The organism is Cupriavidus sp. Met-2 (genome assembly GCF_049843575.1).
In the GTDB taxonomy this organism is placed as follows: Bacteria; Pseudomonadota; Gammaproteobacteria; order Burkholderiales; family Burkholderiaceae; genus Cupriavidus; species Cupriavidus metallidurans.
Genome location: NZ_JBBHZL010000009.1, coordinates 251,698 through 278,320, shown reverse-complemented (window position 1 = coordinate 278,320; position 26,623 = coordinate 251,698). Strand labels below are relative to the sequence as shown.

The following is a 26,623-nucleotide window of genomic DNA, read 5'->3' as shown; positions in this document are numbered from 1 at the left end:
TGCTGCGGTGCTTGGCGCGTCTGTCCTGACGTTTGTCCTGCTGGCAGCGCTCGCGGTCTATATCACGCCGCGCCGTGCCTGGCGGCCAGCATCACCGCGCGGTCGATGGTCCAGTCGTGTTGGATGGCCACCACCAGCCCAAGCTCCCCCCATCTTCTCCTGATGTCACCGGCCGGCAGTCCGCCGGCATGTTCGCGCGCGCTCTGATTCGAGAGCGGGCCCGCGCGGGTTTCGCATTCTGGAGTCATGTATGGTTTTTTCCCGGTTCCCCAGGATCGGCGCGGCTATCGCGTCGGCCGTATTTCTTGTCGGGCAATCGCTTGCCCAGTCCACCAACCCGCCGGCAATGCAGCCGGTGCCACTGTCCGCCGACCAGGCGCGGGCGCTGGGCGTGCGGTTCAGTCCTGTCCAGGCGTCGGCGAACCTGGAGGTTGGCACGCACGCGCGGGTCGTTTTCCGGCCCGACGCCCAGTACGTCGTGGCAGCGCCCTATGCGGGGATCGTGCCCCGCGTGATCGTGGCGGTCGGCCAGACGGTGCGGCGTGGGGAGGCTCTGGCGACGTTCGCCAGTCCGCAGCTTTTCGAAGCCAGCCGCGCGCTGACGGAGGCCAACTCGCAGGTCAACCTCGCCCAGAAATCGCTGGCCCGTGACAAGCTGCTGTTCGACGACGGCATCATCGCGAACAGCCGTCTGCAGGCTACCGAGGCCCGCGCGACCGAGGCGACGGCGATGGTCAAGGCACGGCGCGCCGAGCTGGCATCGGCGGGCATCGCCTTCACGGGCGCGGGCGGCGAGGCGCAGCTGGTAGCCAATCGTTCCGGCGTGGTGTCCGAGGTCAATGCTGTTCCCGGCGCGCGCGTGGACGCCGCCGCGCCGCTGTTCCGGATCGTCGATCCCGATGCGGTGGAACTGGACCTGCTGGTTGGCCGCGACATTCCCGTGCCGTCACTGGGCGATACCGTGGACATCAAGCCGCGTGGCGCCACCGGCAAGGTGATCGGTATCGCGCCGACGGGCGATGGCACCGCCGGCGTGCGCGTGCGGGCGTCGCTGGAGCGGCGCGGCAACCTTCGCGCGGGCGAGAACATCAACGTCACGCTGGTGCTGCGCGGCGCCACGGACGGGTCCGGCGCGCCCGGCCGGGTGCGGATTCCGGCCGTTGCGCTGGTGTACTGGCAGGGGGTGCCCGGCGTATTCCTGGCCACTGACAAGGGCTTCACGTTCCACCGCGTCGAGATTGACAGCACCGACGACGCCACTGCCGTCGTCCGGACCAGGCTGCCTGCCGGCGCTCGCGTGGCGGTCACCGGCATTGGGGCGCTCAAGGGCATCCTGACGGGAGACCAGTGATGGTAGGCCGTCTGATCGATTTTTCCCTGCGGCAGCGCCCGCTGGTGCTGATCGCCGCCTGCGTGCTGGCGGCGGCCGGGGCGTGGGCCTATCTGAACCTGCCCATCGACGCGTTTCCCGATATCTCGCCCACGCAGGTCAAGGTGGTGCTGAAGGTGCCGGGCATGACGCCCGAGGAGGTAGAGCAGCGCGTCTCCACGCCGATCGAGCAGGAGTTGTTGGGCATTCCGCACAAGACGATCGTCCGCTCGGTGTCGAAGTACGGCATCAGCGATGTCACGGTCGACTTCGAGGAAGGGGTGGACGTCTACTGGGCGCGCCAGCAGGTGTCGGAGCGCATGGCAGGTATCGCGCGCGATTTGCCGTCATCGGCGGTTGGGGGGCTCGCGCCCGTCACCACGCCGCTGGGCGAGATGTTCATGTTCACCGTCGATGGCGATGGCTACAGCCTGGCGGACCGGCGGCGCGTGCTCGACTGGGTGATCCGCCCCGCGCTGCGTACTGTGCCGGGCGTGGCCGATGTCAACTCGCTCGGCGGCGAGGTCCGCAGCTACGAAGTGATTCCCGATCCCGCACGGCTGCGCGCCCGGGGCGTGACGCTGCAACAGCTGCGCGACGCGCTCGACACCAATAATCGCAACGACGGCGCCGGCCGACTGGAACAGGGCGACGAGCACTGGGTCGTGCGGGTGGAAGGCGGTGTGCGTGGTGTCGAAGATCTGCGCACGATCGTGGTCGAGTCCGGGCAGGGCATGGTGGATGCTGCGGCGGTGACCGTCGGAGATGTCGCCACGGTCAAGCTCGGTGAAGCCACGCGTAACGGCGCGGTGACGCAGGACGGGCGCGGCGAAGTGGTCGAGGGCCTCGTGCTCGGCCTGCGCGGTACCGATGCCCGCAAGCTGGTGGATGCCGTGCAGGCGCGTCTCGATGCGCTGGCGCCCGACTTGCCCAAGGGCATGACGACCCACGTGTTCTACAACCGTGGCGAACTGGTATCGCGTGCGGCCAACACGGTGGTGCGCGCGTTGATCGAAGCCAGCTTGCTGGTGGTGGTGCTGCTGTACCTGTTTCTCGGTGGCGTGCGCGCCGCGCTGGTGGTGGCGGCCACGCTGCCACTGTCGATGCTGGCGACCTTCCTGCTGATGCGCTACGTCGGGCTCACCGCCAACCTGATGAGCCTGGGTGGCCTGGCCATCGCGCTGGGCATGCTGGTGGACGCTGCCGTGGTGGTGGTGGAGAACATCGAGACCGCACTGGCCCGCGAGGAAAAGCATGGGGCGCGTAGTGATCTGCGCGGCGCCGCCATCCGGCACGCCGTGACTTCGGTGGCAACGCCGATGCTGGCCGGAGTGTCGATCATCGCCATCGTGTTTCTGCCATTGCTGTCGCTGCAGGGGCTGGAAGGCAAGCTGTTCTCGCCGGTGGCGCTGACCATCGTGCTGGCGCTGGCGTCGTCGATTGTGATTGCCTTCACGGTGGTGCCGGCGCTGGCGTCGCTGGTGCTGAAGGCCCACGCGGACGAGATGCCGTGGATGATGCGCAAGGTGGCTGCGGGGTTTGCGCGGCTGCAGCAGTGGAGTTTTGCGCATCGCCGCGCCGTATTCGGGGTGGCTGGCGCGGCGTTGTTGCTGGCGGTCGGGCTGTATGTGTCCGTTGGCAAGACGTTTATGCCGAGCATGGATGAGGGCGACCTGATCGTGCAGTTGCAGAAGGCGCCATCCGTATCGCTGGCGGCATCGCTCGAGCTGGATCAACGTGTCCAGCGGGCGCTGCTCAAGGAAGTGCCTGAGATCCGCTCGGTGGTGGCGCGTTCCGGATCGGACGACCTGGGGCTGGACCCGATGGGGCTGAACGAGACCGACACCTTCCTGGTGCTCAAGCCGAAGGACGAGTGGCGTGGCACCAAGGACGATATCGCGGAATCGATCCGCAAGGTGATGGAGCGCTTCCCGGGCGTGGTCTACGGTTTCACGCAGCCAATCGAGATGCGCGTCTCCGAGATGCTGACCGGCACGCGTGGCGATGTGGCCATCAAGATCTTCGGCAACGACCTTGCATCCATCGACAACGCCGCCACCGCCATCGCCGCAACGGTACGCAAGATCAACGGTGTGGCCGAGGTGATCGCGCCGAGCAACAGCGGCGTGCAATACATGAACGTAGTGATCGACCGGGCCGCGGCCGGGCAGGCCGGATTCAGCGGCGACGCATTGCAGGCGCAACTGCGCGCGTTGGTGGAAGGCGACCGCATCGGCGTGGTGCCCGAAGGCATCGTCCGCACGCCGCTGATCCTGCGCGGCGGGCCGGGGCTGCGGCAGGTGCCGGATGCCTTCACGGGTCTGCTGGTGACGGCGCCCGATGGCAAGGTATGGCCGCTGACATCGCTCGCGCGTATCGAGCGCATCGACGGACCGGTCCGCATCAACCATGAAGACGGTGCGCGCTTTGCCGTGGTCCAGGTCAACGTGAGCGGCCGCGATCTGGCCGGCTTCGTGCAGGAAGCGCAAACCGCGGTGAATCAGCTTGCGTCGCTCAAGGGTCTGCGCATCGTATGGGGTGGCCAGTTCGAGAACCAGCAACGCGCGGCGGCCCGTCTCGCGCTGGTGGTGCCGCTGGCGCTGGGCGCGATCTTCCTGCTGCTGATGCTGACGTTCCGGTCGGTGCGTCAGGCGGTGCTGATCATCGCCAATATTCCGTTCGCGCTGGTCGGTGGCATTGCCGCATTGCGGATCTCGGGCGAGTACCTGTCCGTACCGGCGTCGGTGGGCTTCATCGCGCTGCTCGGCATCGCGGTGCTCAACGGCGTGGTGCTGGTGTCGCACTTCAATGCGCTGCTGGACGAAGGGCACGATATGGCCACCACCGTGCGCGTTGGTGTGCGCGATCGCTTGCGGCCCGTGTTGATGACCGCGTGCATTGCGGCGCTCGGCATGATTCCGCTGCTGCTGGCCTCCGGCCCAGGCTCTGAAATCCAGCGGCCGCTGGCGATTGTCGTGTCCGGCGGACTGGTGACGTCCACCGCGCTGACGCTGCTCCTGCTGCCGCTGTTGTTCGAACGCTTCGGCGTGCCTGGCCTTCGCCCGTCTGCCAAGGGAGAGATGCAATGAAGCCAGCAATGCGAAACATCGTGTTGGCGATGATAGGAGCCGCGTTGCTCTCGAATGGTGCCGTCTTCGCGCAGGACGCGCAGTCGTACCTGCCTGCCGAGGTGGCAGTGCGCGAGGCCGTTGCGCGGGCGCCTGACGTGCTTACGGCTGAAGCGCGGCGGGATGCCACGACGGCACGCGCCGCAGGCACGCGAGCGGGCACGGCGGAAACGGTTGTCCGGGTGATCGGCCAGGGCCGGCAGGTGCGCGAGCCCTCCGAGCGCTATCCCGAAGGCCAGATTGCAATCGAGCGTCCGCTGCGTCTCTGGGGCAAGGCGGAGGCCGACGGCGTGCTGGCCGATCTCGCGACCGAGGCCGGCAACCTCTCGGTCAAGGACGCCAAGCACGAAACATCGCGTCAGATCCTGAGTCTCTGGATCGCAGCGATTCGCGCGGGGCAGGCCCGCATGGCCGCCGAGGACAATGCGCGCGCGGCGGCGGACCTCGCAGCCATGACGACGCGGCGCGTGCAGGTGGGTGATGCCGCGCGTCTCGACGCGGAGCTGGCAGCGGCGGAACTTGCGCGCACGCGCGCGACGGTGGCCACTGCCCAAGCCACTGAGTCGGCATCGCTCGCCGAGTTGCGCGCGCGTTTCCCGATGCTGGGTCAACCGGCGCAGGCGTCCGTTCGCATCGCGCTGCCGCCGCCTCCGCAGGAGCCGGCCGAGCAGTTGCGCGGCATCTACGTGCAGGACAGCCATGAATACCTGCTGGCGATGGCGGAAGAAGCCCATGCGTTGCAGCAGGCCAAACGATCGGATCTGGACCGCAAGCCGGACCCGACCGTCGGCATGTTCGTCACGGTGGAACGCGGCGGCGCCGAGCGGATTCTCGGGGTCAGCGTGTCGATGCCGCTTGGCTCGGCGTATCGCCGCTCCAACGCAGTGGCGGCAGCGGCGGATGCCGAGGCGGCCGCGCGGAAGCGGCTGGGCATCGAGCAACGCTTGGGTGCGGAGTTCGATGTCTTGTACCGGAACCTGTCCGGCAAGCGCGCGGCGGCAGCGGCGCAGACCGAGGCCGCGACGCTGCAACGGACGGCGTCGGATCGCGCAACGCGCGCGTATCGGGCCGGAGAATCTGGCTTGCAGGAGCTGATCGTCGTGCGTCGAAACCTGGCCGACGCCATGCTGGCGGAGCGCCTGGCCAATGTCGACGTGCTCGAGTCGGATAGCCGTCTGAAGCTCGATCTCCATCGCATGTGGGACTTTGACGACTGAGCGGTAACGCCCCGGCAGACGCTGCAAGTCTGCCGGGTACCCGTTAACAATCTATATTTTTATAGACTATAATTCTCGCAAATGTTGCCCGGCCCGTGCCGGGGCCCATATCGGCGCATACCGGCACCGGCCCATGAACCAGACCCATTCCTCCATCGACCTCGTCAGCCTGCAAAGTGCAGCCGCGGACGCCTGTGCGCTGCTCAAGGTGCTGGCCAACCCCGACCGCTTGCTGCTGATGTGCCAGCTCTCACAGGGCGAACTGTCGGTGGGCGAACTGGAGGCGCGGCTCGGCATTCACCAGCCCACGTTGTCCCAGCAGCTTGCCGTGCTGCGTGAAAACGGTCTGGTAGTCACGCGCCGCGAGGGCAAGAACATCATCTATGCCGTGGCCAGCGAACAGGCACTTGCTGTCATGGCCGTGCTGTACGAACAGTTCTGCGCGAATTCCTGAGGAGCGAACATGCTGCTGATCGATCTTGGCAATTTCACCCCGGGCCTGTCCCTGGCCGGGGGCATCGTCATTGGCGTGGCCGCAGCCGTGCTGGTGCTGTTCAATGGGCGGATCGCTGGCATCAGCGGCATCCTGGGCGGGCTGCTGAGCCTGCCGCGCCGCGACATGACGTGGCGGGTGGCCTTCCTGATAGGGCTGATCGGCGCACCGATACTTGCCGCGCTGTTCGGGATGCCGGCCAAGGCCGATATCCAGGCAAGCTGGGGCGAGGTGCTCGTCGCGGGCTTTCTGGTCGGGATCGGCACGCGCTACGCGGGCGGATGCACCAGCGGCCACGGCGTCTGCGGTATCTCGCGTGGGTCCATCCGTTCGCTGGTGGCCACGCTGACCTTCATGGCGGCAGGCTTTCTGACCGTTTTCGTCACCCATCACCTGATCGGAGCCTGATATGAGCGCCATCACCGCACTGCTCGCGGGCCTGCTGTTCGGCATCGGCCTGATGGTTTCCGGCATGGCCAATCCGGCCAAGGTGCTGGGCTTTCTCGATCTGGCGGGGCGTTGGGACCCCTCGCTCGCCTTCGTGATGGTCGGCGCCATTGCGATTGGCTCGGCGGCGTTCCTGCTGGCCAAGCGCCGTCAGCGTTCGCTGCTCGGGTTGCCCATGCAACTGCCGACGAATACTGTCATCACGCCAAGGCTCGTCATCGGCAGCGCACTGTTCGGTATCGGCTGGGGGACGGCGGGCTTCTGCCCGGGCCCCGCGCTGGTGGCGCTGGGCGCGGGCTATCCAAAGGCCATCGGCTTCGTGCTGGCCATGGCGGCCGGGATGCTGGTCTTCGAAGTGCTGGAACGCAGCAAGGCGCGCGTCGCGCGCGCCTGATCAGGCTTGCGCGTTCCGCGGCGGGAATCGCAGCACGAAACGGGTCTTTCCGTTCGCCGACTGGACCGAGATGCCGCCGCCGTGCGCGGTCATGATCGCGCGCGTGATGGAGAGCCCGAGCCCGACGCTGTCCGACTCGGGCCGTCGCCTCGACTTGTCGCCACGGAAGAACCGATCGAACAGCGAAGACAACAACTCGGCCGGAATCTCGGGCCCATCGTTTTCCACCGCCACCACCACGCTGTCGCCTTCCGCGTGCGCCTCGACAACCACCGCGCCGGCCTGCGGAGTGTGGCGCAGCGCGTTGGAGAGCAGATTGCTCAGCGCGCGCCGCAGCATCAGGCGGTCGCCCTCGACGATGCCGTCGCCCTGCAGCCGCAGTGCCACCTGTTTGTCCTCGGCCAGCGCCTCATAGAACTCGAACAGCGCCCCCGCTTCCTGCGCGATGGAAATGGTTTCCTTGTGCGGCAGGTCGAGCCCGTGTTCCATCTTGGCCAGATACAGCATGTCCGAAACCATTCGCGACAGGCGTTGCAGCTCTTCCGCGTTAGAGGCCAGGATTTCCCGATACTTCTCCGCGTCCCTGGGCTGTGACAAGGCCACCTGCGTCTGCGTCATCAGATTCGTCAGCGGCGTGCGAAGTTCGTGCGCGAGATCGGACGAGAATTCGGACAGGCGGCGGAAATCATCCTGCAGGCGTTCCAGCATCGCATTGAGGTTGGCGGCGAGATTGGCCACTTCCTCGGGAACAGCTTCCACCGGCATCCGCTCATGGAGCTTGTCTCCCGTGACGACCTTCGCACGCGTGGCCATGGCGCGCAACGGCGCCAGACCCCGGCGCGCGGCCCACCAGCCGAAAACACCGCTGGCCAGCACAGCCAGCGCCACATACGAGACGAGCGATCGGCGGAACGCGTGGACGAAATGCTCGTGGATCTCGGTGTCCATCCCCAGCAGCACGTCGGTGCGTTCTCCCGCCGCGTTTACCGTGGCACGCATGCCGCGATAGGTCTTGCCGTCCTGCGTCCATTGGAAGACGTCGTCATCGCCGACATGCTTGCGCGATGCCTCAATCGACGTCTTCAGCGCTGCGGCAAAGTCGAAATCCGGCGTGGCGTAGTGCACCTGACCGTTGGCGCCGCGTGTATAGACCAGGAGTCCGCTGTGATGCTGGTAGGCGTTCGCCAGGCGCGTGGGTAACGTGCTGCCGGTGTTGTCGGCGATGGTTTTCTCGACGAGGCGCATGTTGTCGCGCAGCAGCGCGTAGTCCTCCACCGCGAAGTGCCGGTCCATCGCCGTGAAGATCAGCACGCCAAGCCCGAGCAGCACGCAGGCCGAGGTTAGCGAGAACAGCGCGGTCAGCCGCGTGGTCAGCGAATAACCGCGCATCAGGCCAGATCCTCCGGCGCTTCCAGCACATATCCCATGCCACGCACGGTCTGGATCAGCTTGTCGTCGAAGTCATCGTCGATCTTCGCGCGCAGGCGGCGGATCGCCACGTCGATCACATTGCTGTCGCTGTCGAAGTTCATGTCCCAGACCTGCGAGGCGATCAGCGAACGCGGCAATACCTCGCCACGGCGGCGGGCCAGCAGTTCCAGCAGCGCGAATTCCTTGCCAGTCAGCACGATCCTGCGCCCGGCGCGCGTGGCCCTGCGTCGGGCCAGGTCCAGCACGAGATCGGCGATCTGGATACGATCGACCGGTGCCTGCGCGGCACCCCGGCGCAACAGCGTGCGCACGCGGGCCAGCAGTTCGGAGAACGCGAACGGCTTGACGAGGTAGTCGTCCGCGCCGAGTTCCAGCCCCTTCACGCGGTCGGCGACGCTGTCACGCGCCGTCAGGAACAGCACCGGCACGGGATTGCCGGCGGCACGGATGTTCTGCAGGATGCGCCAGCCATCGATATCGGGCAGCATCACATCGAGGATCAGCAGGTCGTAGGACTCGTTCAGCGCCATGTGCTGGCCGTCCAGCCCGCTATGCACGAGGTCCACGATGAAGCCGGCCTCGGTCAGGCCCTGCCTCAGGTATTCGCCAGTCTTGGTTTCGTCCTCGACCACCAGGAGCTTCATACGTGTCCTCGTCAAACCAATGCACCCGGGCCCCGTGCCCGGAAAACGCCGCAAGTGTACGCCGCGGTCCGAACATGACGCGGGCATTACCGGAATGTAATTTTTGGGTCATTAGGTGGTTACCGCGCCCTGACTACTCTGTGCTCGCTGCGCCATTTTGCTGGCGCGATTTCACAATGAGAAGGAATTGACAGCATGCGAGCCAACGTTCCGGCCGATCTGATTTTGCCTGTGCGAGCGGGGTTGTCCCGGCGTCGCTTCGTCCAGGGTCTTGCCGCCGGGGGTGTGCTCGGCGCGCTCGGGGGATTGTCGTCCGGAAGCTGGGCCAGTTCCGGGGGCGGACAGGCTGCAACGGGCAATGGCACTGCACCGGTCTTGCGTGGCACGGAGTTCGATCTCGTGATTGGCGAGTCGGCGGTCAACTTCACGGGCAAGCCCGGCATGGCCACCACCATCAACGGCATGCTTCCCGGTCCCACGCTGCGCTGGCGCAAGGGCGACACGGTGACGATCCGCGTCACCAATCGCCTGAACGAGCCTACCTCGATTCACTGGCACGGCATCATCCTGCCGTATCAGATGGACGGCGTGCCCGGTATCAGCTTCCCGGGCATTCCGCCCGGCGAGACGTTCACCTACCGCTTCAAGGTGGATCAGACCGGTAGCTACTGGTACCACTCGCACTCGGGCTTTCAGGAGATGACTGGTGTCTACGGCAGCCTGATCATCGACGGCGACGAAGACCCAGTGCGTGCCGACCGCGACTACGCGGTGCTGCTGTCCGACTGGACGGACGAGGATCCGATGCGGGTCATGTCCAAGCTCAAGATCCAGAGCGACTACTACAACTACAACCAACCCACCGTGGTGGACTTCTTCCGCGACGTTTCCAACGATGGGCTTGGCGCCGCGCTGGAGAAGCGAAAGATGTGGAACCAGATGCGGATGAGCCCGACCGATCTGGCGGACCTGTCGGGCGCCACGCTGACGTACCTGATGAATGGCGTCACCCCTGCCGGCAACTGGACCGGGCTGTTCCGTCCCGGCGAGCGCGTGCGCCTGCGCTTCGTCAACGGCGCAGGCAACACGTTCTACGACGTGCGCATTCCGGGCCTGAAGCTCAAGGTGATACAGGTCGACGGCCAGAACATCGAGCCCGTGACGGCCGACGAGTTCCGCTTCGGCCCGGGGGAAACCTGCGACGTGCTGGTGGAACCGACCGACGACGCGCACACGATCTTCGCCCAGTCGATGGACCGCACCGGCTTCGCGCGCGGCACGCTGGCCGTGCGCGAGGGCCTGCAGCCACCGGTACCGGCGCTCGACAAGGCGGAGTGGCTCACCATGGGTGACATGATGGGCAGCATGAACCACGGCGCGATGAGCCACGGCGCGATGCCCATGGATCACAGCCAGCACGATATGTCCGGTATGTCCGGCATGGCTGGGATGAGTGCCATGTCGCATGGCGACTCGCTCAAGGTACCCAGCACGCGGGCCCGTCATGCGCGTACTGAGTACGGTCCGAGCACCGACATGCGCGTGGACATGGCGCGCACCAACCTCGACGACCCCGGCATCGGGCTGCGCAACAACGGGCGCCGGGTGCTGACACTGGCGGACATGCATACGGTCGGTGGCCCGATGGACCACCGTGGCCCGGGCCGTGAGGTGGAATTGCATCTGACCGGCAATATGGAGCGCTACACGTGGTCGTTCGACGGCGTTGAGTACGGCAAGTCGACCCCGGTGTTCTTCAAGCATGGCGAGCGCCTGCGGGTGATTCTCCACAACGACACGATGATGACCCACCCGATGCACATGCATGGCATGTGGAGCGAACTGGAGGCGCCCGACGGCACGTTCCAGGCCCGTCGTCATACGATTCCGGTGCAGCCCGCGCAACGCATCAGCTTCCTCGTGACCGCCGATGCGCTCGGGCGCTGGGCATGGCACTGCCACTTGATGATGCATATGGACATGGGCATGTTCCGTGAAGTGGTGGTGGCATGATGAACGCACGCAACCCACTCACACTGACGCTGCTCGCGGCGGTGCTTCTTTCCGTCAGCATGGGCACCGCATGGGCGCAGCATTCGCACGCAGACCATGCGTCGCACGCTGCCCCAACTGCCAACGCGACCAACGCGACCACTTCGGATTCGATGTCATCGATGCAGGGCATGGATGGCGGCGAGATCCAGGCCATGGACAGCGGCGATAGCAGCGACATCCAGACCATGGACGGCGGCAACGCCGGAAGCGCGCCGCCCGCCATGGATCATGGCGACATGAAGATGCAGGGCGGTAGTGCGCCGCCGGATGCACGCGATCCGAATGCGTATTCGGGCGGTTACTTGCTCGGCGTCGGCAAGTACGCGCTGGGCGAGCATCGCCAGCTTCACATGGCCGACGAACACCTGTTTGCCTCGGTGCTGGTGGACCGTCTGGAGTGGACGCACGGCAACGGTAGCAATGCGACCTCGTACGAAGCCCAGGCATGGATTGGTAGCGCCTATAACAAGCTTGTGATCAAGGCCGAAGGCGAAGCCGAGAAAGGCCGGGTGCACGACGCCCGCACCGAGCTGTTGTGGGGCCATGCGATTTCCACGTTTTGGGATACACAGGTCGGCTTTCGCAACGATGCCGGCTATGGCCGGCCCGCGCGGAACTGGCTGGCCTTCGGCGTGCAGGGGCTGGCGCCATATTGGTTCGAGGTCGATGCCACGGCTTACGTGGGCAACGAGGGGCGCACCGCGCTGCGCCTGTCCGCCGAGTATGAGTTGCTGATTACGCAGCGGCTGATTCTCCAGCCGCGCATCGAAGCGAACCTGTACGGCAAGAATGACCCGGCGACCGGCACCGGCAGCGGGCTGTCGAACGGCGCGGTGGGATTGCGTCTGCGCTACGAGTTCAGTCGCCAGTTCGCGCCGTACATCGGCGTGGAGCGCTACCAGACGTTCGGCAACACCGCCGATATGGTTCGCACATCCGGCGGCCGTAGCGGCGAGACGCGTTTCGTTGCCGGCGTGCGCGCCTGGTTCTGATCGCGTCCGGCTTCAATCGTTTTACCCAGGGAGATCTCATGACTTATATCCACACCGCGGCCAAGGCGCTGGTTGCCGCCACCGCACTTCTGGCCAGTGCCGCCGCCCTCGCGCACCCCAAGCTTGTCAGCGCCTCGCCTGCCGACAAGTCCGAAGGGCCCGCGCCCACGCGGATCGAACTGCTGTTCTCCGAGAACCTCGTCAAGCAGGTCTCCGGCGCGAATCTGGTCATGACCGGGATGCCCGGCATGGCCGATCATCCGCCAATGAAGATCGCGGCCAGTGTGTCCGGGGGCGACGATCCCAAGGCGATGATCATCACGCCGAAGAGCCCGTTGGTACCGGGCACCTATCGCCTGGACTGGCGGGCGGTGTCATCGGACACCCATCCGGTCAACGGCAGCATCACCTTCACGACGAAGTAACGCGGGCAGGGCTATCCAATGGAGGTCGACTGGCTCAACGTGTGGGTGCGGTTCGCGCTCTATCTGGATCTGATGCTGCTGTTTGGCTTGCCGCTGTTTGCCCTGTATGCGTTGCGAAAAGACGAGCGGGAAGCCGCCAGCGCCCGGTGCTATAGCGGCTACGCCACGATGGCCGCGCTCATCGGCCTGGTGCTTTCCGTCGTGGACATGGCCGTGGTGGCCAAGGCCATGTCCGGAGTGGAAGGGTACGCGGATCTTGGGGGCGATACGGTGGCGATGATCGCGACCGAGACAGCCTTCGGCATCGCCTGCTTCATGCGCATGAGCGCGCTTCTCGGTGGACTGCTCGCGAGCTTCGCGCTCGCGCATCGGCCGACGCTGCGCTATCAGGTCCTCGTCGCCTGTGGCGCCATCGCGCTGGCAACGCTCGCATGGGGTGGCCACGGCGCGATGAACGAGGGGCTGTCCGGCGTCGCGCATCTGCTGGTCGATATTGCGCATCTGCTCGCGGGCGGCGCATGGATTGGCGCGCTGGCTGGATTCCTGATGCTGGCCCGGATGGGCGTTCTCGCAGTGCTGGATCGCGCCGCGCGCGGGTTTGCGAGTATCGGTACCGTGATCGTCGGGACGCTGGTGACGACCGGGGCAGTCAACTACTGGTTCATCGCCGGCATGCCGACGCTGGAGCGACTGACGTCGCCCTACGGCCGGATTCTGCTGGTCAAGCTGGCGCTATTCGCCGCAATGCTGGTGATGGCCGCGCTGAACCGGTATCGCTTGAGCCCGGCGCTGGTGACGGCATCGGACAGTGGCGCGGCCGTGCGGGCGCTGCGCAGGAGCTTCGTTATCGAAGCCCTGCTAGGCGTGGCGGTGCTGGCGATTGTTGCCGTGCTGGGCGTGCAATCGCCTGAGCCCTGATGGACCGCTGCCGCCTCTGGTCGCAACGCTTTACTCGACCAGCTTCGCCCGCAGCCGTTTGAATTCGTCCTCGGAGATGGAGCCGGACGCTTTCAGGCGGTCGAGCTTTTCCAGTTCGTCGGCGACACTGAAGCCGACCACCTGGCGAAGTTCGTTGCGTGCCTCCCGCGCACGTTCCTGATTGCGCTCTGCCATGCCGCGACCCTGGGTGAGGATGTAGGCGAAGACGCCGATGTAGGGCAGCACGATCAGGAAGATCACCCACAGCACCTTGGCGAAGCCCGACACGTCATGACGCCGGAACAGATCGCCGGAAATGGTGATGAGCAACCAGAACCACAGGATGAAAAGGAAGATGGAAAAAACGTCGATGATGAAGTTTCCAAATGAAAAACCTTCCTGAATAACCATTGATGCTCTCCATTGAAAAGAAAATGGTCCCGATAAGGGAAAAGGCGATCGGCTAATCCGATTCGTGCGGCAAGACGATGCGCGCCGGCCGCAATACAGGTGGCCAGTGGCGCGACAACCTCGTTAGGTATAGCAGGTGTGACGACAAGTAATCACTTTCACCGTTATGAAAGTTTCTTGTCGGGATGATTCCTGATTTTGCAGAGTGCGACGGGTGCCATCCGTTTCAGGCCGACGTCTGCGAATGTTCGGGCATTGCGGTCATGCCCCTCGCCCGGGAACACCTTTGATATAGGCGTCCAGCCCATTGACCAGCGCGGCGAAGGTGACGGCACAGCGTGTGTTGTCACGCAGGTCTTCATGCATGGCTACCCAGGTATCCAGCGTGACCGAGAACTGCTCGGGCAACACCCTCACCAGTTGGGGATCCCGTGCCGCCAGTGCGGCCTGGCACACGCCAATGCCAAATCCCGCGCGGATGGCGCCGAGTTGGGCCAGGTCGCTGTCGCTGCGAAAGGCCAGGCTATCGCGCCAGAAGGGTTTGAATTTGCTCTGCAACCGGCGGATGAAGTCGTTTTCCTGATCGAAGCCGATGAGCGCATGGCGCGAGAGCTCGCTCGTCGAGCCCGGGACGCCGTGCGCCTGCAGATAGCGACTGTGCGCGTGCAAGCCGATTTCAATACCGCCGACATGTCGGGCGATCAAGGCTCCCTGGACCGGTCGGAACATGCGGATGGCGATGTCCGCTTCGCGGCGCAACAGGTCGTCAGGCTGATTCGACAGGACGAGTTCGACCACCAGCTCCGGATGCGCGTCGCGCAGGGCCGCCAGGATCGGAGGCAGTACCTCGGCGCCGATGACTTCGCTCGCGGTCAACCGTACCGTGCCCCGGACGCCCGCGCCGTGGCTGCTGGCCACCCGGCGCAGCGCGGCGGCGGTGGCGGCGATGCTCGCCGCGTATGGCTTCAGTTCATGGGCGGCCTCGGTGGGGGCGAAGCCGTCGAACGAGCGCGTGAACAGCTTCAGCCCCAGGGCCGACTCGAGGCTGTCGATGTGCCGCCCGACAGTGGGCTGCGTGATGCCGAGGGCCCGGCCGGCGGCGGAGAGCGAGCCGACCTCCAGCACCTGCAAGAATGTCCGGTACCACTCCCAGCTCGGTTCGTTTCGCGTCATGGTATGCATTTTCAAATAGCAGCCAGTCGATTCTAGGCAATTTTCTTTCGATTGCGGGTGCGCCACACTGCGGTTTCGCGAATTGCTCGCTGCCTTCCCAATCCGTTACCGAAAGGAAATCCGATATGTCCAAAGTTGCCTTGTTTGGCGCGGCAGGCGCCATTGGCCGGAGCATCGCGGCCGCCCTGCGCAGCAGGGGTGAGCCCTATCGGGTGGTAGGCCGGCACGAGGCCAGCCTGCGCCAGGCCTTCGGCGATGACCCGCTGGCGGAGATCCTGACCTGGAATCCGGACTCGCCGGAGGCGATTCAGGCGGCCGCCACGGGTGTGGAGACCTTGATCTATCTGGTCGGCGTGAACTACTGGCAGTTCGAGTTGCACCCCGCGCTGATGCGCCGGACGCTCGACGCCGCCGTGGCGGCCGGTGTGAAGCAGATCATCCTGATCGGCACGGTGTACCCATATGGCAGGGCAAGGACGACACCCGTGCGCGAGGACCATCCGCGCGAACCCCACACCTTCAAGGGGCGTATGCGCAAGTCGCAGGAGGACCTGCTGATGCAGGCGCATGCCGATGGACGCATCCGTGCCACCGTGCTGCGTTTGCCGGACTTCTATGGTCCCGGCGTCGAGAACAGCCTGCTGCATCGCGCGGTGCTGGCGGCTGCGAACGGCGGCACGGCCGACCTGATCGGGCCGATCGACACGCCGCATGAGTTCATCTTCGTGCCGGACGTGGGCCCGGTGGTGGCCCGGCTGGTTGATACTCCGGCTGCCTTCGGCAAGATCTGGCACCTCGCCGGGGCCGGCGTCACCACGCAGCGCGAGCTGGTGGAAGAGATGGAGCGCCAGACCGGCCGCGCGATGAAACTGCGCGTGGTGGGCAAGACGATGCTGCGCCTGCTCGGGCTGTTCAATCCGCTAATGCGCGAACTGGTCGAGATGCACTATCTGCAGACTGACCCCGTGATCATGGACGACTCGGCGCTGCAGGCGCTGATTGGTCCGATTCGAAAGACGTCTTATCAAGACGGCCTTCGCCAGACGCTGACTGCGGCCATGTGCGCCAATGCACGCTTGGCACCTGCTTCGGCCGGCTGAAACATGCCCGACTTGGAGGTGCTGTCAACGCAACGCTTCCGGCGACAGTTATTGGGGACGAGCGAGAGCGATGCGCGCGGCGCCAGTGTCGCGCTGCAACGTACCTGATCGCCCACTCGGCTCAAGCGTTTTTCTTCTCGTCGTTTCACCCCGATACGGGAGCAGCCAATGAAGAATTTGCTGAAGTCGATGGCCGTTGCGGCCGCGCTGGGTTTGTCGCTCGGCGCCCAGGCCCAGGCCCAGGCACCCGCCGGCGCGCCAGCCGGCAGCACGGCCCTCTGCAAGGACGGAAGCTACTACTCCGGCGCCAGCAAGAAGGGCGCCTGCGCAGGGCACAAGGGCGTCAAGGACTGGTATGGCGGCGCCGCAGCAGCATCCGCACCAGCCGCGATGGCGCCGGCCGCGATGGCGCCGGCCGCGATGGCGCCTGCCGCGGCACCCGCGCCCAAGGCCGCCGCCCCGGCGGCAACAGCCGCACCTGCGGCCCCCGCCACTGCCACCGAGAAAAAGACCACCGCCGCCGCACCGGGCGGAGGCCCTGGCCAAGTCTGGGCCAACTCGTCGACCAAGGTCTATCACTGCCCGTCCGATCGCTACTACGGCAAGACCAAGAGTGGCGCGTACATGTCAGAGGCCGACGCCAAGGCCAAGGGCTACAAGCCCGATCACGGAAAGGCCTGTTCCTGAGCGGGGACTGGCACGGGACTCAGCGCTCCGTGCCCAGACGGTCCAGAAGCATCCGGGGCATCCGGGACATCCGGGATGCTTCTGGAGATGTCACGCCTCGATTATTTGGTCGATCCAGACAGCAAGCCGATCCGAAAGATCTTGCTCTTGCGCCGCTACAATGCCGGCTGCCCACTCTCCATGAACGATCATGCTCAAGCGCACCGCGTTGGCCATTCTTGGCTCAGCGCTCATCATGTCCACTGCCGTAGCCGCTGATATCCAGGGCGCGGGTTCGACGGCGGCCGCGCCGGTCTATCGCGTCTGGTCGACCGGCTATGCCGCGGCCACCGGCACCCGGCTCAATTACGCGGCGGTTGGATCGGGCGAAGGTATTCGTCGTATCCGGGAAGGGCAGGTCGATTTCGGCGCGTCGGATGTGCCGCTGTCTCCCCAGGAAGCAAGCAAGTCCGGGTTGGTCTGCGTGCCGACCGTCGTTACTGCTGCTGTTCCGGTGATCAACCTTCCTTCCGTCCCGAAGGGCCAGTTGAAGCTGACCGGCGATTTGCTGGCGAAGATTTTCCTGGGCAAGGTCGATAGCTGGGATGCGCCGGAGATCCGTGCCGTGAATCCGGGTCTCGCCCTGCCGAACCTGAAGATCCACCCCGTGGTGCGTGCCGACGGTTCGGGCACCACCTATCACTTCAGCGCCTATCTGAGCGAGGTGAGTGCCGAGTGGAAGTCGACATATGGCACCAAGTCCGCGTTCTCATGGCCGGCCGGCTACACCGGTGCCAAAGGCAGCGGCGAGGTCGTGAAGGCGGTCCAGAGCAACCGTGGCGCCATCGGCTATGTCGACTACAACTATGTGCTGGATGAAGGTCTGAATCCGGTGCAACTGCGCAACGCAGACGGCAACTTCGTCAGCGCCACGGTGGGCGGATTCCGCGATGCGGTGGTGCACAGCAACTGGAACCGGAAGGGCGATTTCACCGCCAGCCTGGTCAATCAGGCCGGTGCCGACGCATGGCCGATCACCATGGGGACGTTCGTCGTGGTGCCGGCCGTCAGCCGCGCCGGTGAGCGCACGCTCGAGGCCATGAAGTTCGTCACCTGGGGCTATCTCCACGGCGACCAGCTCGCCCGCGAAGCGAAGTTCGTGCCGCTGCCCGGACAGGTGCAGGCGAACGCGTATCGGGAACTGGCGCGCGTGACGGATGCCAGTGGCAAGGCCATCGGCCTGCAAAGCATGGCATCGCCCGCAGGCAAGGCTCAGTAATGTCTCGCAGTGGGATGCCCGGGCCGCATGGCCGGGCGTCCCGGCTGCTTCAATCCACGATGAACAACGTGGCACCCGTCGAGGTACGGGACTGATGGGCCTCGGCGTCGTCGCCGACCTGATAGCTCATGCCCGGTCGCAGCATGAATTGACGGCCGTCTTCGAGCGTCGTTTCCAGTTCGCCCTGCAGGCAGAACAGGACATGCCCCTTCTTGCACCAGTGGTCCGCCAGGTATCCCGGCGAGTATTCGACCATGCGCACACGCACCCGGCGGTCGCCTTCGCCGAAGTACTGCGTGCGCCAGTAAGCCGCTCCGGTATCTCCCTTGTGCTCGGTGCGTTCAATCTGCGACCAGTCGGTCGTGCCGAAGGGAAAGGCGTCCATCTTCATGCTAAGTTTCCAGGGGCGATTGAAGGCCGGGATTCTACACCTGGCAGCTTTCAGGCTTTCCCCGTATCGACTATGACCCGCACGTTCTGCACCATCCACTTCGCGCGCATCCGTTGCGCGTTCCGCTGTCTGGCCGTCACTGGTCTTCTGGCTTTCGGCAACGCGCATGCCACTGACATCGACTGCGATCCGTCCGTCGTGCCTGCCCGGCCGGTGCCGGCGCATCGCATGATCTGCGAGTCCGCGCTGTTCTCGATGGGCTACCAGCGCATCTTTGCTGACCAGCAGCGGCAGCTCAAGACTGGATCCATCACCGAGTCGGAAGTTGCAGCGTTCCGCAAGAAGCGGGACGCCTGTGATTCGGCGGCGTGCCTGGATGCGGTTTTCCGGGAGTGGAAGGCATTCGCAGCCCAGGCTGCCACCCTTCACAAGCCATAACGAAAGTCCCCCCAAGATCGAACATCGGCCGGATGGCCGATTCCTTTACCGTACCTTGGTAGGGGACATGGCTTGGGCTCCGGGGTAGTTTGACCCTAATCAATGTTTCGCAGCCCTCCCGTCGCTACGCTGCCGGCATTTTCATGCAAGGCAGAAGAGTTTCCGGGGAGAGAAATGCCACAACACACGCTGGATCTTGAGATCGATCACCTGATATCGAGATCCATCCTGGAGTGCGGCCCGCGCACCAGTGTCAGCGAAGTTGTCGCGATGATGGCGCAGCGCAGTTGCAGTTCGATCGTCGTGGTGGACCAGGGGCAGGTCGTTGGCATCTGGACCGAGCGGGACGCGCTGGCGCTCGGCGAGATGGGTGATGCGCTGTCGCGCCCCATCGCCGAGTTGATGAGTTATCCCGTACTGGCGCTGGACTGCCGCACCAGGCTCGGCGATGCCGCGCTGTACTTCAAGAGCAAAGGCATTCGCCATTGCCTGGTGGTGGATGACAGTGGGCGTCCGCTCGGCATGTTGTCTCAGACCGACCTCGTCATGAACCAGGGCGCCGAGTATTTCCTGCGCCTTCGCCCGATTCACTCGGTCAAGGTTCCACCTCCGGTCATCGTCGACCCGGAAGAGAAACTGGCTGCGGTCATGCGTGTCATGCGCTCGGGCGGACTGAGCGCAGTGGTTGTCCGCTTTCCCGGCGACGAGTACGGCATCCTGACGGAGCGCGACGTCGTGCGGCTGGCCGCCGCCAACGCGCTCGGCGGCATCGTGTCGGATCATGCCAGTCGTCACCTGCATTCGCTGGCGCATTCCAACAGCTTGTATTCGGCCCGGAAGTTTCTTTCGGACAACCGTTTGCGCCACGTTGGCGTGCTCGACGCTCAGGGCGAGCTGACGGGTCTGCTGAGCCTGTCGGACATCCTGTGTGGTATCGAACACGAGTATGTGCATGAACTGCGGACGGCGCTGCACGAGCGCGACGAGGCACTGCGTCGATCCAACTACCATCTGCGGCTGGCCGATCGCGTGTTCGAATCGACGCTCGACGGCGTGATGGTGACCGATCTGAATGGCGTGATCGAGCAGGTGAACCCGGCCTTCACGCAACTGACCGGCTACACGCTCGACGAGGCCATCGGCCGGACGCCGCGGATGCTGAGTTCGGGACGCCAGGGTCCATCCTTCTACCAGGAAATGTGGAGCCAGTTGCGCGCGCAAGGTCACTGGAAGGGCGAGATCTGGAATCGCCGAAAGAACGGCGAGCTGTACCTCGAGCATCTGTCCGTCTCCAGCATCTGCAATCAGGCCGGCGAATGCACGCATTACGCGGCGATCTTCTCGGACATCACGCATCGCCGTATCGCGGAAGAGCGCCTGAACCATCTGGCCATGCACGATCCGCTGACGGACCTGCCGAACCGCACGCTGTTCAGCGAGCGGCTCAAGCAGGCCATCATTCGCGCCCGGCGTGCGTCCAGACGGGTGGGCGTGTTGTTCCTCGATCTCGATCGCTTCAAGATGATCAACGATACGATGGGGCACGGCACCGGAGACGACGCGCTCCGGGTCATTGCCATGCGACTCAAGCATGCCGTGCGCGAGAGCGACACGGTGGCCCGGCTCGGCGGGGACGAGTTCACGATCGTTGTCGAGGAGATTGAGGACATTCGTCATGTCGCGCATATCGCGCAGGTGCTGCTGGACGTGGTTGGTCAGCCAATCGATGCTGCCGGGCGCAGCGTGTTCGTGACGCCGAGCATCGGCATCAGCATTTATCCGGACGACGGCACGGATCAGCAGCAACTGTTGATGCAGGCCGACCGCGCGATGTATGAAGCCAAGCAGGAAGGCAAGAACACGTTCCGCTTCTTCGCCACGCAGATGACATCGTCCGCGATGGAAAGCATGGCGCTCGAATGTGAACTGCGTCGCGCGCTGACGCGCCGCGAGTTCCGCCTCCACTATCAACCGATCTATGACCTGGGCTCGGGAAGGATCGTCAGCGTCGAAGCACTGCTGCGCTGGCAGCACCCGACGCGCGGGCTGCTGTCGCCCGGTGCGTTCATCGACGTGGCCGAGGAATCGGCGCTGGTCGTGCCGATTGGCGCCTGGGTGTTGCGCGAGGCGTGCCGGCAGGGCGCGGCCTGGCTCCGGTCGGGCTTCGAATTTGGCCGCATGTCGGTCAACCTGTCCGCCCGACAGATCCGCCACGAGCATTTCCTGCATGACGTCTCCGATGTGCTGAGCGACGCCGGCATGCAGCCGGAGCATCTGCAGCTTGAGCTGGTGGAGAGCATGGCCATGACCGGAAACGGCGTGACCGAGCTGGTGCTTGGCGAACTCGCGCGCCGCGGTGTCGGTCTGGCCATCGACGACTTCGGAACGGGCTATTCCTCGTTTACCTATCTGCAGACGCTGCCGGTCGATACCGTCAAGGTGGATCGCTCGTTCCTGACCGCTGTTATCGAGCGGGAGCGCGACGGCGCGATTCTTCGCGCGATCGTTGCCATGGCCCGGGCGCTTGGCCTGACCGTGGTGGCCGAGGGCGTGGAGAACATCGCCCAACTGCAGTTTCTGCGCGAGATCGGTTGCGACCGCGCGCAGGGTTTTCTGCTTGCCAGGCCCGGACCGGCTGAGGCCCTGACCGCCCTGGGCAATGCCGCGCATCCGTTGATCGCCTCGGGTGCCTGACTTGTAGCGCCGCCACGTCGCTCGTCGATCTGCCGGGGACGCACGGACGCACGCACTGACGGTACCCACTAAGGTGGGGGGCCGGTCGGGCAGCACCGGTCCCGTTCGTTGTTTCATGGCATGATTGAGCGATCAAGGTCTCCGACTTATCTGCCATGACAGCGGCCCTACTCGTCATCGATGTCGAGCAAGGCCTGTGCGAAGGCGACGAGGTCCCGCTCGCTCACCACGAGATCATCGACCGCATCAACGATGTTGCCGGCAAGGCACGCACCGCGCGCGTGCCCGTTATATTCATCCAGCATGAATCGGCGGACGACTACCTGCCGTATGGCTCAGCGCGCTGGCATCTCGCGGATGGGCTGACCGCGCTGGATAGCGACCTGCGCGTCCGCAAGACCACGCCGGATTCTTTCTTCGGGACGACACTCGAGGCGACGCTGAAGGAGCACGGGGTGACGCACCTGGTCATCTGCGGCATGCATACGGAGTACTGCGTCGATACCACCACGCGGCGTGCGCTGGCGCTGGGCTATCCGGTGAGGCTGATCGCAGATGGTCACACAACTGTTTCGAATGCGGCCTTGTCTGCAGGGCAGATCATTCACCATCACAACCTCACGCTGACGGGTATCAGCAGTTTCGGCCCGCGCGTACGTGCGGTGCCAGCGGCGGACATCACGTTCTGATTCGTCAGAGCCATTGTCAGCCGCTCTCACAGAATCCCTCGCGCCCCCGTGTCGTTCTGCAACCAACTATCCCTGATCAACCCCGCGGTCTCGCTGATCTTCGCTGGCTGCTTCCTCGTGGTCTGGCGGCAGCTCCGCAGCCAGCATCTGCTGGCGTTCGGCGTGTCCTTTGCGCTCTATGCCGTGGCGGTGGCCATACAGGTCCTGTCTCCGCCGAGCGATGCTGTCTGGACGACGCTCGTCGCCGCGCCGTTCTACATCGGCAGCACGATGCTGATTGCGTGCGGATTGCTGTGGCGCGCCCATGTCAAATCCACCACCGCACTGGCCGCCTGTTCGGGGGTGGCCATTGTCGAGTTCTCGCTGCTCGCCTACTTCCATTTCGCCGTGCCTGACCTGACGGCGCGGATATACGTACACAACATTGGCGCCGCGCTGATCTTCGGCATTGCCCTGGCTCAGCTTGGTGGCTTGCGGCGGGGCAGCGTGGCGGATCGGGCGATCTACTGGGTGTTCGTCGCCTTTACCGTGAACCTCGGCCTGCGGCTGCTGCTGAGCACGAGCGCACCCCCGAACACCGACGAATGTGGCAGGGCGTTTTCAAGCTATTGGACGTATTTCCAGGTAGGCCAGACGCTCTTTAACGTCTTCTTCAGCCTGGTGCTGCTGGGCTCCGAGATTCACGCGCTGATCGAACGGATCCAGCACGAGCGGGATACGGATGCGCTGACGCGGCTTCACAACCGGAGAAGCTTCGAGGAAATCGCGCGCGAGACGATTTCGCGGGCCAATGGCGGGGTGCCCGGACTGATCCTGGTGGACCTTGATTTCTTCAAGCTCATCAACGACAACCACGGTCACGCCAGTGGCGACGCGATACTCGTCGAGTTCGCGCGGATCGTCAGGCGCGTGGTGGGCGCGCGGGGGATTGCCGGCCGGCTTGGGGGCGAGGAGTTCGCGGTGCTATTGCCGCGGACGACCGGGGAAGAGGCGATCCATATCGCCGAAGAGATCCGGGCGACGCTCGAGCGCGCGCGATTCGAGACGCTGCCGGATAGCCCGCGTGTGACGGCCAGCTTTGGTGTGGCGGTGTGGCAACCGCCGGAGTCGCTCGATGCGCTGATGTCGCGTGCCGACGGGCTGCTCTATACCGCAAAGCGCAGCGGTCGCAATCGCGTGCACCACGCGCACGAACAGACGTCGATGCAGGAAGTGGGCAGCGAACGGCTGCCCTGATACCAGTGCGCGGCGGCTGCGCGCTCAGCCGAACTTGCGCAGCGCGTCCAGCGCGAGTCCCGAACCGATACCGCCGAACAGATCACCTTCCACGCGGCGCGCGCCCGGCAGCAATTGCGCGAGTTGCTCGCGCAGCAGCGGTACGCTGCTGGAACCCCCGGTGAACAGGATCGTGTCGACGGCCTCGGCCTTGACGCCAGCCGTCTTGAGCATGCCGTGCACCGTCGTGGCGGTCTTGTCGACCAGTTTGGCGATGGACTCGTCGAAGGTCTCGCGGGTGATGGCGAGTGTGGTGTCGGGCGCGATACGGTCCAAGTCGACCACGGTCTGCGCTTCCGCGGACAGCGCGATCTTGGCGGCTTCCACCTGGATTGCCAGCCAGTGGCCCGCGCGCTCGCGGATCAGCCGGATCAGGCGATCAAGCTTCACGGTGTCGGCGGTATCGCGATAGTTGTCCATCACGATCGACCAGGCCTTGCGTGTGTAAACCAGGTTGATGGTGTGCCAGCTCGCCAGGTCGAAGTACTGGCCCGAAGGCATGGCCTTGCCGTTGCGAAGCTGACTGCCCAGGCCCAGCATCGGCATCACACTGGCGAGGCTCAGAGCGCGGTCGAAATCGGTCCCGCCGATATGCACGCCGCCATTGGCGAGGATGTCGTCGCGGCGGTCGATGTGGCGGGCGCGCTCCGGGGACAGGCGAACGAGCGAGAAGTCGGACGTGCCGCCGCCGATGTCGGCCACCAGCACGAGTTCTTCACCGCCGATGCCGGCTTCGTAGTCGAAGGCTGCGGCAATTGGCTCGTACTGGAACGCGATATCGCGGAAGCCCGCGTCGCGGGCGATCTCGGCCAGCGTGTCCTCGGCAAGCTGGTCGGCGGCGGCATCCTCGTCGATGAAATGCACCGGTCGGCCCAGTACGGCCGACGTAAACTCGCGGCCGGCGGCGCGTTCGGCGCGGCCCTTGAGTTCGCCGATGAAGTGCGCCAGCAGCTTGCGGAAAGGCATGGCCTGGCCCATCACTTCGGTGCTGTCATCCATCATCGACGTGCCCAGCAGGCTCTTGAGCGAACGCATCATGCGCCCCTCGTAGCCGGCCAGATAGTCGGCCAGTGCCGCGCGGCCATAGCTGACCAGCGGGTCTTCCGCATGGAAGAAGATCACGGAGGGCAGGGTCGCCTTGTCGTCCTCGAGCGGCAGGAGCGTCGATGCGCCTGGGCGAACCCAGCCCACGGTCGAGTTGGACGTGCCGAAGTCGACACCACATGCGTTTGCGATCATGAAATTCCGGATGAGGGCAGAGGTGCAAGGAGAGGCGGAGCCAGGGGCGTCCGCCGCGCGGGGCGCTATTGTATTGGTTTTCCTTGCAGCGGGTATGAATGCGGGCGCGATGCGATTGCGCGGCCTATCCCATGTGGCGTATGCCGTGATGAACGGGAAGGTAGCGGAATAAAACGACTGGATTTTGTGAAATCAAGTCATTTTATGAATTCACGAGATGGGGCTACTCTGTCACCCGGGTTGACACCAGACACCCCGAAAGCCCGACGGAGACATCGCCCCTCCGTGCCACGACTGCATCGCCCCTGATTGACAGAGCCCGATCGGCAGCCCGGCAAGAATCCGGCGAAGCCAGCCTTGCCGCGGACTGCCATCCGGGGCAGGGTCAAGATCCTTATCATGACCTCGAAGAACAACACCATCTCCCTGCTTACCGCAGCACTTCTGCTCGCCCCGGCACTGGCATGGAGCGCCCCCGCCGCAGCTCCCGTCGCCGCCGCCGTCCTTTCCCATGACAGCGCGTTGTTCGGCTCCCAGGCCGCCCTTGATACGGTGACTCGCACCATCGATGTGGCGCCCGGCATGAAGCGTCTGACCGTCGCGTCGGGCGAGTCGGTGGCGATTCGCGCGGGTGGACGCACCGTCGGCTGGACGTTCCTGCAATCCATCAACGGCAGCGCCATGAACCTCGCGGTGCTGATGCCCGGCGTGCCGCAGGCGCGGGATGTCTACGTGTTCATCGAACCCAGCGAGATCTATCGCGCGGGTTGAACCGCGCCCAGATCAACGTCCCATGCGCCGGTCATAGCTCTGCGAGATGCGGTGCACCAGGTCTGGGTCGCGGGAGTCGTTGGCGTTGAATTGCACTCTCACGCTCCCGTCCGGCTGTTGGCGCACCCAGGCCGAGACCGGAACGCCGCCGCGGTCGCCGGAAATCTCGCCGCTGACCTGGTTCTGCACCGCGATCGCCACACCCTGATCGCGCATGGCATCGGCAGCGGCGAAGAACGAGCGGTCGTAGCTGGCTGGCACCGTGCCGGGAGGGTAGCCGTAGTAGGTGCAGCCGGCCAGCGCCAGGCCAAGGCAGAGCGTCCAGATCGAAAGCAGGCGTGTCATGGCGATTCCCTCCCAGTTTCCATGGCCGGTGTGAACCTATTCTAGGTGGCCCCGGCGGGAAAATGTGCTGATTTCGACTGGCTTGTTACGCCCCAGGGGCGTTACTGCGCTGGTGCCTTCGGCGCCGCACTGAACGTCTTGTTCGCGATCTTCCAGACGCCGTCGATCTGCAGCAGGTTCATGTAGTCGGTGAACGTTACCTCGGGGTACTGCAGCACAACCTTGGCGGTGGCGGCATTGCCGACCACGTCAAAGCTGGCGATGAAGCGCCGGCGTTGCGCTTCGTCCGCGGCGGGCTCACCCTGGAAGCGGGCCGAGAATTCTTCCACGGTCAGCGAATGCAGGGTGCCGTCACGGAACGAGATGATGCGGGCATCGGCATGAAAAGCCTTGCGGACGTACTCGGCGCGGCCGGTGCGGTGCGCTTCCAGATAGTGCTGGATCGGTTCGAGGGCGGCCAGGTATTCGGCCGGGATGGCTTGGTTCGTCATGCTGTGTCCTCCAGTGCGTATTGCTTATTCGGAAACGCCTCGCTGTCGGTCCGCGGGCGGTTTGTATTGTATCCGTAAATTGCATACAAAATTGAGTTAGGCAGCCCAAAAGAGAAAGCGACCGGATGCCCTGAAGGCATCCGGCCGC

The 26,623-nt window shown here is 65.0% G+C and carries 27 protein-coding genes; 18 read left to right on the top strand and 9 right to left on the bottom strand.

Going from position 1 to position 26,623, the window contains the following annotated elements:
• Nucleotides 1–62: 62 nt before the first annotated feature.
• Nucleotides 63–248, bottom strand: a complete 186-nt coding sequence (locus tag WD006_RS20150; protein WP_035833247.1) for a hypothetical protein — start codon at nucleotides 246–248, stop codon at nucleotides 63–65.
• A 2-nt stretch (nucleotides 249–250) separates the two neighbouring features.
• Between WD006_RS20150 and WD006_RS20145 the strand changes: the two genes are divergently transcribed.
• From WD006_RS20145 to WD006_RS20120, 6 genes are all read left to right on the top strand, one after another.
• The gene (locus WD006_RS20145) at nucleotides 251–1,351 is read left to right on the top strand and encodes an efflux RND transporter periplasmic adaptor subunit (RefSeq protein WP_029308756.1); all 1,101 of its coding nucleotides are present in this window, start codon (nucleotides 251–253) and stop codon (nucleotides 1,349–1,351) included.
• On the top strand, nucleotides 1,351–4,458 hold the full coding sequence (locus WD006_RS20140) for an efflux RND transporter permease subunit (protein WP_029308757.1): 3,108 nt from the start codon (nucleotides 1,351–1,353) through the stop codon (nucleotides 4,456–4,458). Before WD006_RS20145 ends, WD006_RS20140 begins: the two co-directional genes overlap by 1 nt.
• Nucleotides 4,455–5,714 carry a TolC family protein gene (locus WD006_RS20135; RefSeq protein ID WP_029308758.1) on the top strand — a complete coding sequence of 420 codons (1,260 nt, stop codon included), beginning with the start codon at nucleotides 4,455–4,457 and terminating at the stop codon, nucleotides 5,712–5,714. Before WD006_RS20140 ends, WD006_RS20135 begins: the two co-directional genes overlap by 4 nt.
• A 133-nt stretch (nucleotides 5,715–5,847) precedes the next feature.
• Nucleotides 5,848–6,168: an ArsR/SmtB family transcription factor gene (locus WD006_RS20130; protein ID WP_011520081.1), complete on the top strand. Its 321-nt coding sequence runs from the start codon at nucleotides 5,848–5,850 to the stop codon at nucleotides 6,166–6,168.
• A gap of 12 nt (nucleotides 6,169–6,180) precedes the next feature.
• Nucleotides 6,181–6,615 (top strand): YeeE/YedE family protein, encoded by a 435-nt coding sequence (locus WD006_RS20125; protein WP_029308759.1) that lies wholly within the window; start codon nucleotides 6,181–6,183, stop codon nucleotides 6,613–6,615.
• Nucleotide 6,616: 1 nt separating this feature from the next.
• Nucleotides 6,617–7,048 carry a YeeE/YedE family protein gene (locus WD006_RS20120; protein ID WP_011520079.1) on the top strand — a complete coding sequence of 144 codons (432 nt, stop codon included), beginning with the start codon at nucleotides 6,617–6,619 and terminating at the stop codon, nucleotides 7,046–7,048.
• Here WD006_RS20120 and WD006_RS20115 read toward each other — a convergent pair whose 3' ends face one another.
• Both WD006_RS20115 and WD006_RS20110 read right to left on the bottom strand, forming a co-directional pair.
• Complete coding sequence (locus WD006_RS20115) at nucleotides 7,049–8,437, bottom strand: heavy metal sensor histidine kinase (RefSeq protein ID WP_029308760.1); 1,389 nt, start codon at nucleotides 8,435–8,437, stop codon at nucleotides 7,049–7,051.
• Nucleotides 8,437–9,123, bottom strand: a complete 687-nt coding sequence (locus WD006_RS20110; protein ID WP_011520077.1) for a heavy metal response regulator transcription factor — start codon at nucleotides 9,121–9,123, stop codon at nucleotides 8,437–8,439. The genes WD006_RS20115 and WD006_RS20110 overlap by 1 nt, the downstream gene beginning before the upstream one ends.
• Before the next feature lie 195 nt (nucleotides 9,124–9,318).
• Between WD006_RS20110 and WD006_RS20105 the strand changes: the two genes are divergently transcribed.
• The 4 genes from WD006_RS20105 to copD are packed head-to-tail and all read left to right on the top strand — an operon-like array spanning nucleotide 9,319 to nucleotide 13,513.
• The gene (locus tag WD006_RS20105) at nucleotides 9,319–11,136 is read left to right on the top strand and encodes a copper resistance system multicopper oxidase (RefSeq protein ID WP_060784884.1); all 1,818 of its coding nucleotides are present in this window, start codon (nucleotides 9,319–9,321) and stop codon (nucleotides 11,134–11,136) included.
• Nucleotides 11,133–12,170: a copper resistance protein B gene (locus WD006_RS20100; RefSeq protein WP_029308762.1), complete on the top strand. Its 1,038-nt coding sequence runs from the start codon at nucleotides 11,133–11,135 to the stop codon at nucleotides 12,168–12,170. Before WD006_RS20105 ends, WD006_RS20100 begins: the two co-directional genes overlap by 4 nt.
• 38 nt (nucleotides 12,171–12,208) lie before the next feature.
• Nucleotides 12,209–12,595 carry a copper homeostasis periplasmic binding protein CopC gene (copC, locus tag WD006_RS20095; protein ID WP_011520074.1) on the top strand — a complete coding sequence of 129 codons (387 nt, stop codon included), beginning with the start codon at nucleotides 12,209–12,211 and terminating at the stop codon, nucleotides 12,593–12,595.
• Nucleotides 12,596–12,613: 18 nt separating this feature from the next.
• The gene (gene copD, locus WD006_RS20090) at nucleotides 12,614–13,513 is read left to right on the top strand and encodes a copper homeostasis membrane protein CopD (protein WP_011520073.1); all 900 of its coding nucleotides are present in this window, start codon (nucleotides 12,614–12,616) and stop codon (nucleotides 13,511–13,513) included.
• A 30-nt stretch (nucleotides 13,514–13,543) separates the two neighbouring features.
• On the opposite strand, the gene WD006_RS20085 is transcribed toward copD, so the two are convergent.
• Nucleotides 13,544–13,924, bottom strand: a complete 381-nt coding sequence (locus tag WD006_RS20085) for an SHOCT domain-containing protein (protein ID WP_008647667.1) — start codon at nucleotides 13,922–13,924, stop codon at nucleotides 13,544–13,546.
• 261 nt (nucleotides 13,925–14,185) lie between these two features.
• Nucleotides 14,186–15,097: a LysR family transcriptional regulator gene (locus tag WD006_RS20080; protein ID WP_035820854.1), complete on the bottom strand. Its 912-nt coding sequence runs from the start codon at nucleotides 15,095–15,097 to the stop codon at nucleotides 14,186–14,188.
• 125 nt (nucleotides 15,098–15,222) lie between these two features.
• Between WD006_RS20080 and WD006_RS20075 the strand changes: the two genes are divergently transcribed.
• The 3 genes from WD006_RS20075 to pstS all read left to right on the top strand — a co-directional run bounded on the left by WD006_RS20075 (nucleotide 15,223) and on the right by pstS (nucleotide 18,142).
• Complete coding sequence (locus tag WD006_RS20075; RefSeq protein ID WP_029308763.1) at nucleotides 15,223–16,197, top strand: NAD-dependent epimerase/dehydratase family protein; 975 nt, start codon at nucleotides 15,223–15,225, stop codon at nucleotides 16,195–16,197.
• A gap of 168 nt (nucleotides 16,198–16,365) precedes the next feature.
• Nucleotides 16,366–16,884, top strand: a complete 519-nt coding sequence (locus tag WD006_RS20070; protein ID WP_060784883.1) for a DUF3761 domain-containing protein — start codon at nucleotides 16,366–16,368, stop codon at nucleotides 16,882–16,884.
• A 235-nt stretch (nucleotides 16,885–17,119) separates the two neighbouring features.
• Nucleotides 17,120–18,142 (top strand): phosphate ABC transporter substrate-binding protein PstS, encoded by a 1,023-nt coding sequence (pstS, locus tag WD006_RS20065; RefSeq protein WP_224444902.1) that lies wholly within the window; start codon nucleotides 17,120–17,122, stop codon nucleotides 18,140–18,142.
• A 49-nt stretch (nucleotides 18,143–18,191) separates the two neighbouring features.
• On the opposite strand, the gene WD006_RS20060 is transcribed toward pstS, so the two are convergent.
• Entirely contained in the window at nucleotides 18,192–18,533 is a 342-nt protein-coding gene (locus tag WD006_RS20060; RefSeq protein WP_011520066.1) for a DHCW motif cupin fold protein, read from the bottom strand.
• Nucleotides 18,534–18,605: 72 nt separating this feature from the next.
• On the opposite strand from WD006_RS20060, the gene WD006_RS20055 reads away from it, so the two are divergent.
• From WD006_RS20055 to WD006_RS20040, 4 genes are all read left to right on the top strand, one after another.
• Entirely contained in the window at nucleotides 18,606–18,971 is a 366-nt protein-coding gene (locus WD006_RS20055) for a hypothetical protein (RefSeq protein ID WP_011520065.1), read from the top strand.
• 174 nt (nucleotides 18,972–19,145) lie between these two features.
• Entirely contained in the window at nucleotides 19,146–21,665 is a 2,520-nt protein-coding gene (locus WD006_RS20050) for an EAL domain-containing protein (protein WP_011520064.1), read from the top strand.
• A gap of 155 nt (nucleotides 21,666–21,820) precedes the next feature.
• Nucleotides 21,821–22,354 carry a cysteine hydrolase family protein gene (locus WD006_RS20045; protein WP_375199008.1) on the top strand — a complete coding sequence of 178 codons (534 nt, stop codon included), beginning with the start codon at nucleotides 21,821–21,823 and terminating at the stop codon, nucleotides 22,352–22,354.
• Between the two features lie 48 nt (nucleotides 22,355–22,402).
• The gene (locus WD006_RS20040) at nucleotides 22,403–23,590 is read left to right on the top strand and encodes a GGDEF domain-containing protein (RefSeq protein WP_011520062.1); all 1,188 of its coding nucleotides are present in this window, start codon (nucleotides 22,403–22,405) and stop codon (nucleotides 23,588–23,590) included.
• A 24-nt stretch (nucleotides 23,591–23,614) separates the two neighbouring features.
• On the opposite strand, the gene WD006_RS20035 is transcribed toward WD006_RS20040, so the two are convergent.
• Entirely contained in the window at nucleotides 23,615–24,868 is a 1,254-nt protein-coding gene (locus WD006_RS20035; protein ID WP_011520061.1) for an Hsp70 family protein, read from the bottom strand.
• Nucleotides 24,869–25,267: 399 nt separating this feature from the next.
• Here WD006_RS20035 and WD006_RS20030 point away from each other — a divergent pair, with 399 nt between their 5' ends.
• Nucleotides 25,268–25,639 (top strand): CzcE family metal-binding protein, encoded by a 372-nt coding sequence (locus WD006_RS20030; RefSeq protein ID WP_035833262.1) that lies wholly within the window; start codon nucleotides 25,268–25,270, stop codon nucleotides 25,637–25,639.
• A 12-nt stretch (nucleotides 25,640–25,651) separates the two neighbouring features.
• On the opposite strand, the gene WD006_RS20025 is transcribed toward WD006_RS20030, so the two are convergent.
• Complete coding sequence (locus WD006_RS20025; RefSeq protein ID WP_008641501.1) at nucleotides 25,652–25,984, bottom strand: hypothetical protein; 333 nt, start codon at nucleotides 25,982–25,984, stop codon at nucleotides 25,652–25,654.
• Nucleotides 25,985–26,085: 101 nt separating this feature from the next.
• The gene (locus WD006_RS20020) at nucleotides 26,086–26,475 is read right to left on the bottom strand and encodes a nuclear transport factor 2 family protein (protein WP_008641502.1); all 390 of its coding nucleotides are present in this window, start codon (nucleotides 26,473–26,475) and stop codon (nucleotides 26,086–26,088) included.
• Between the last annotated feature and the right edge of the window lie 148 nt (nucleotides 26,476–26,623).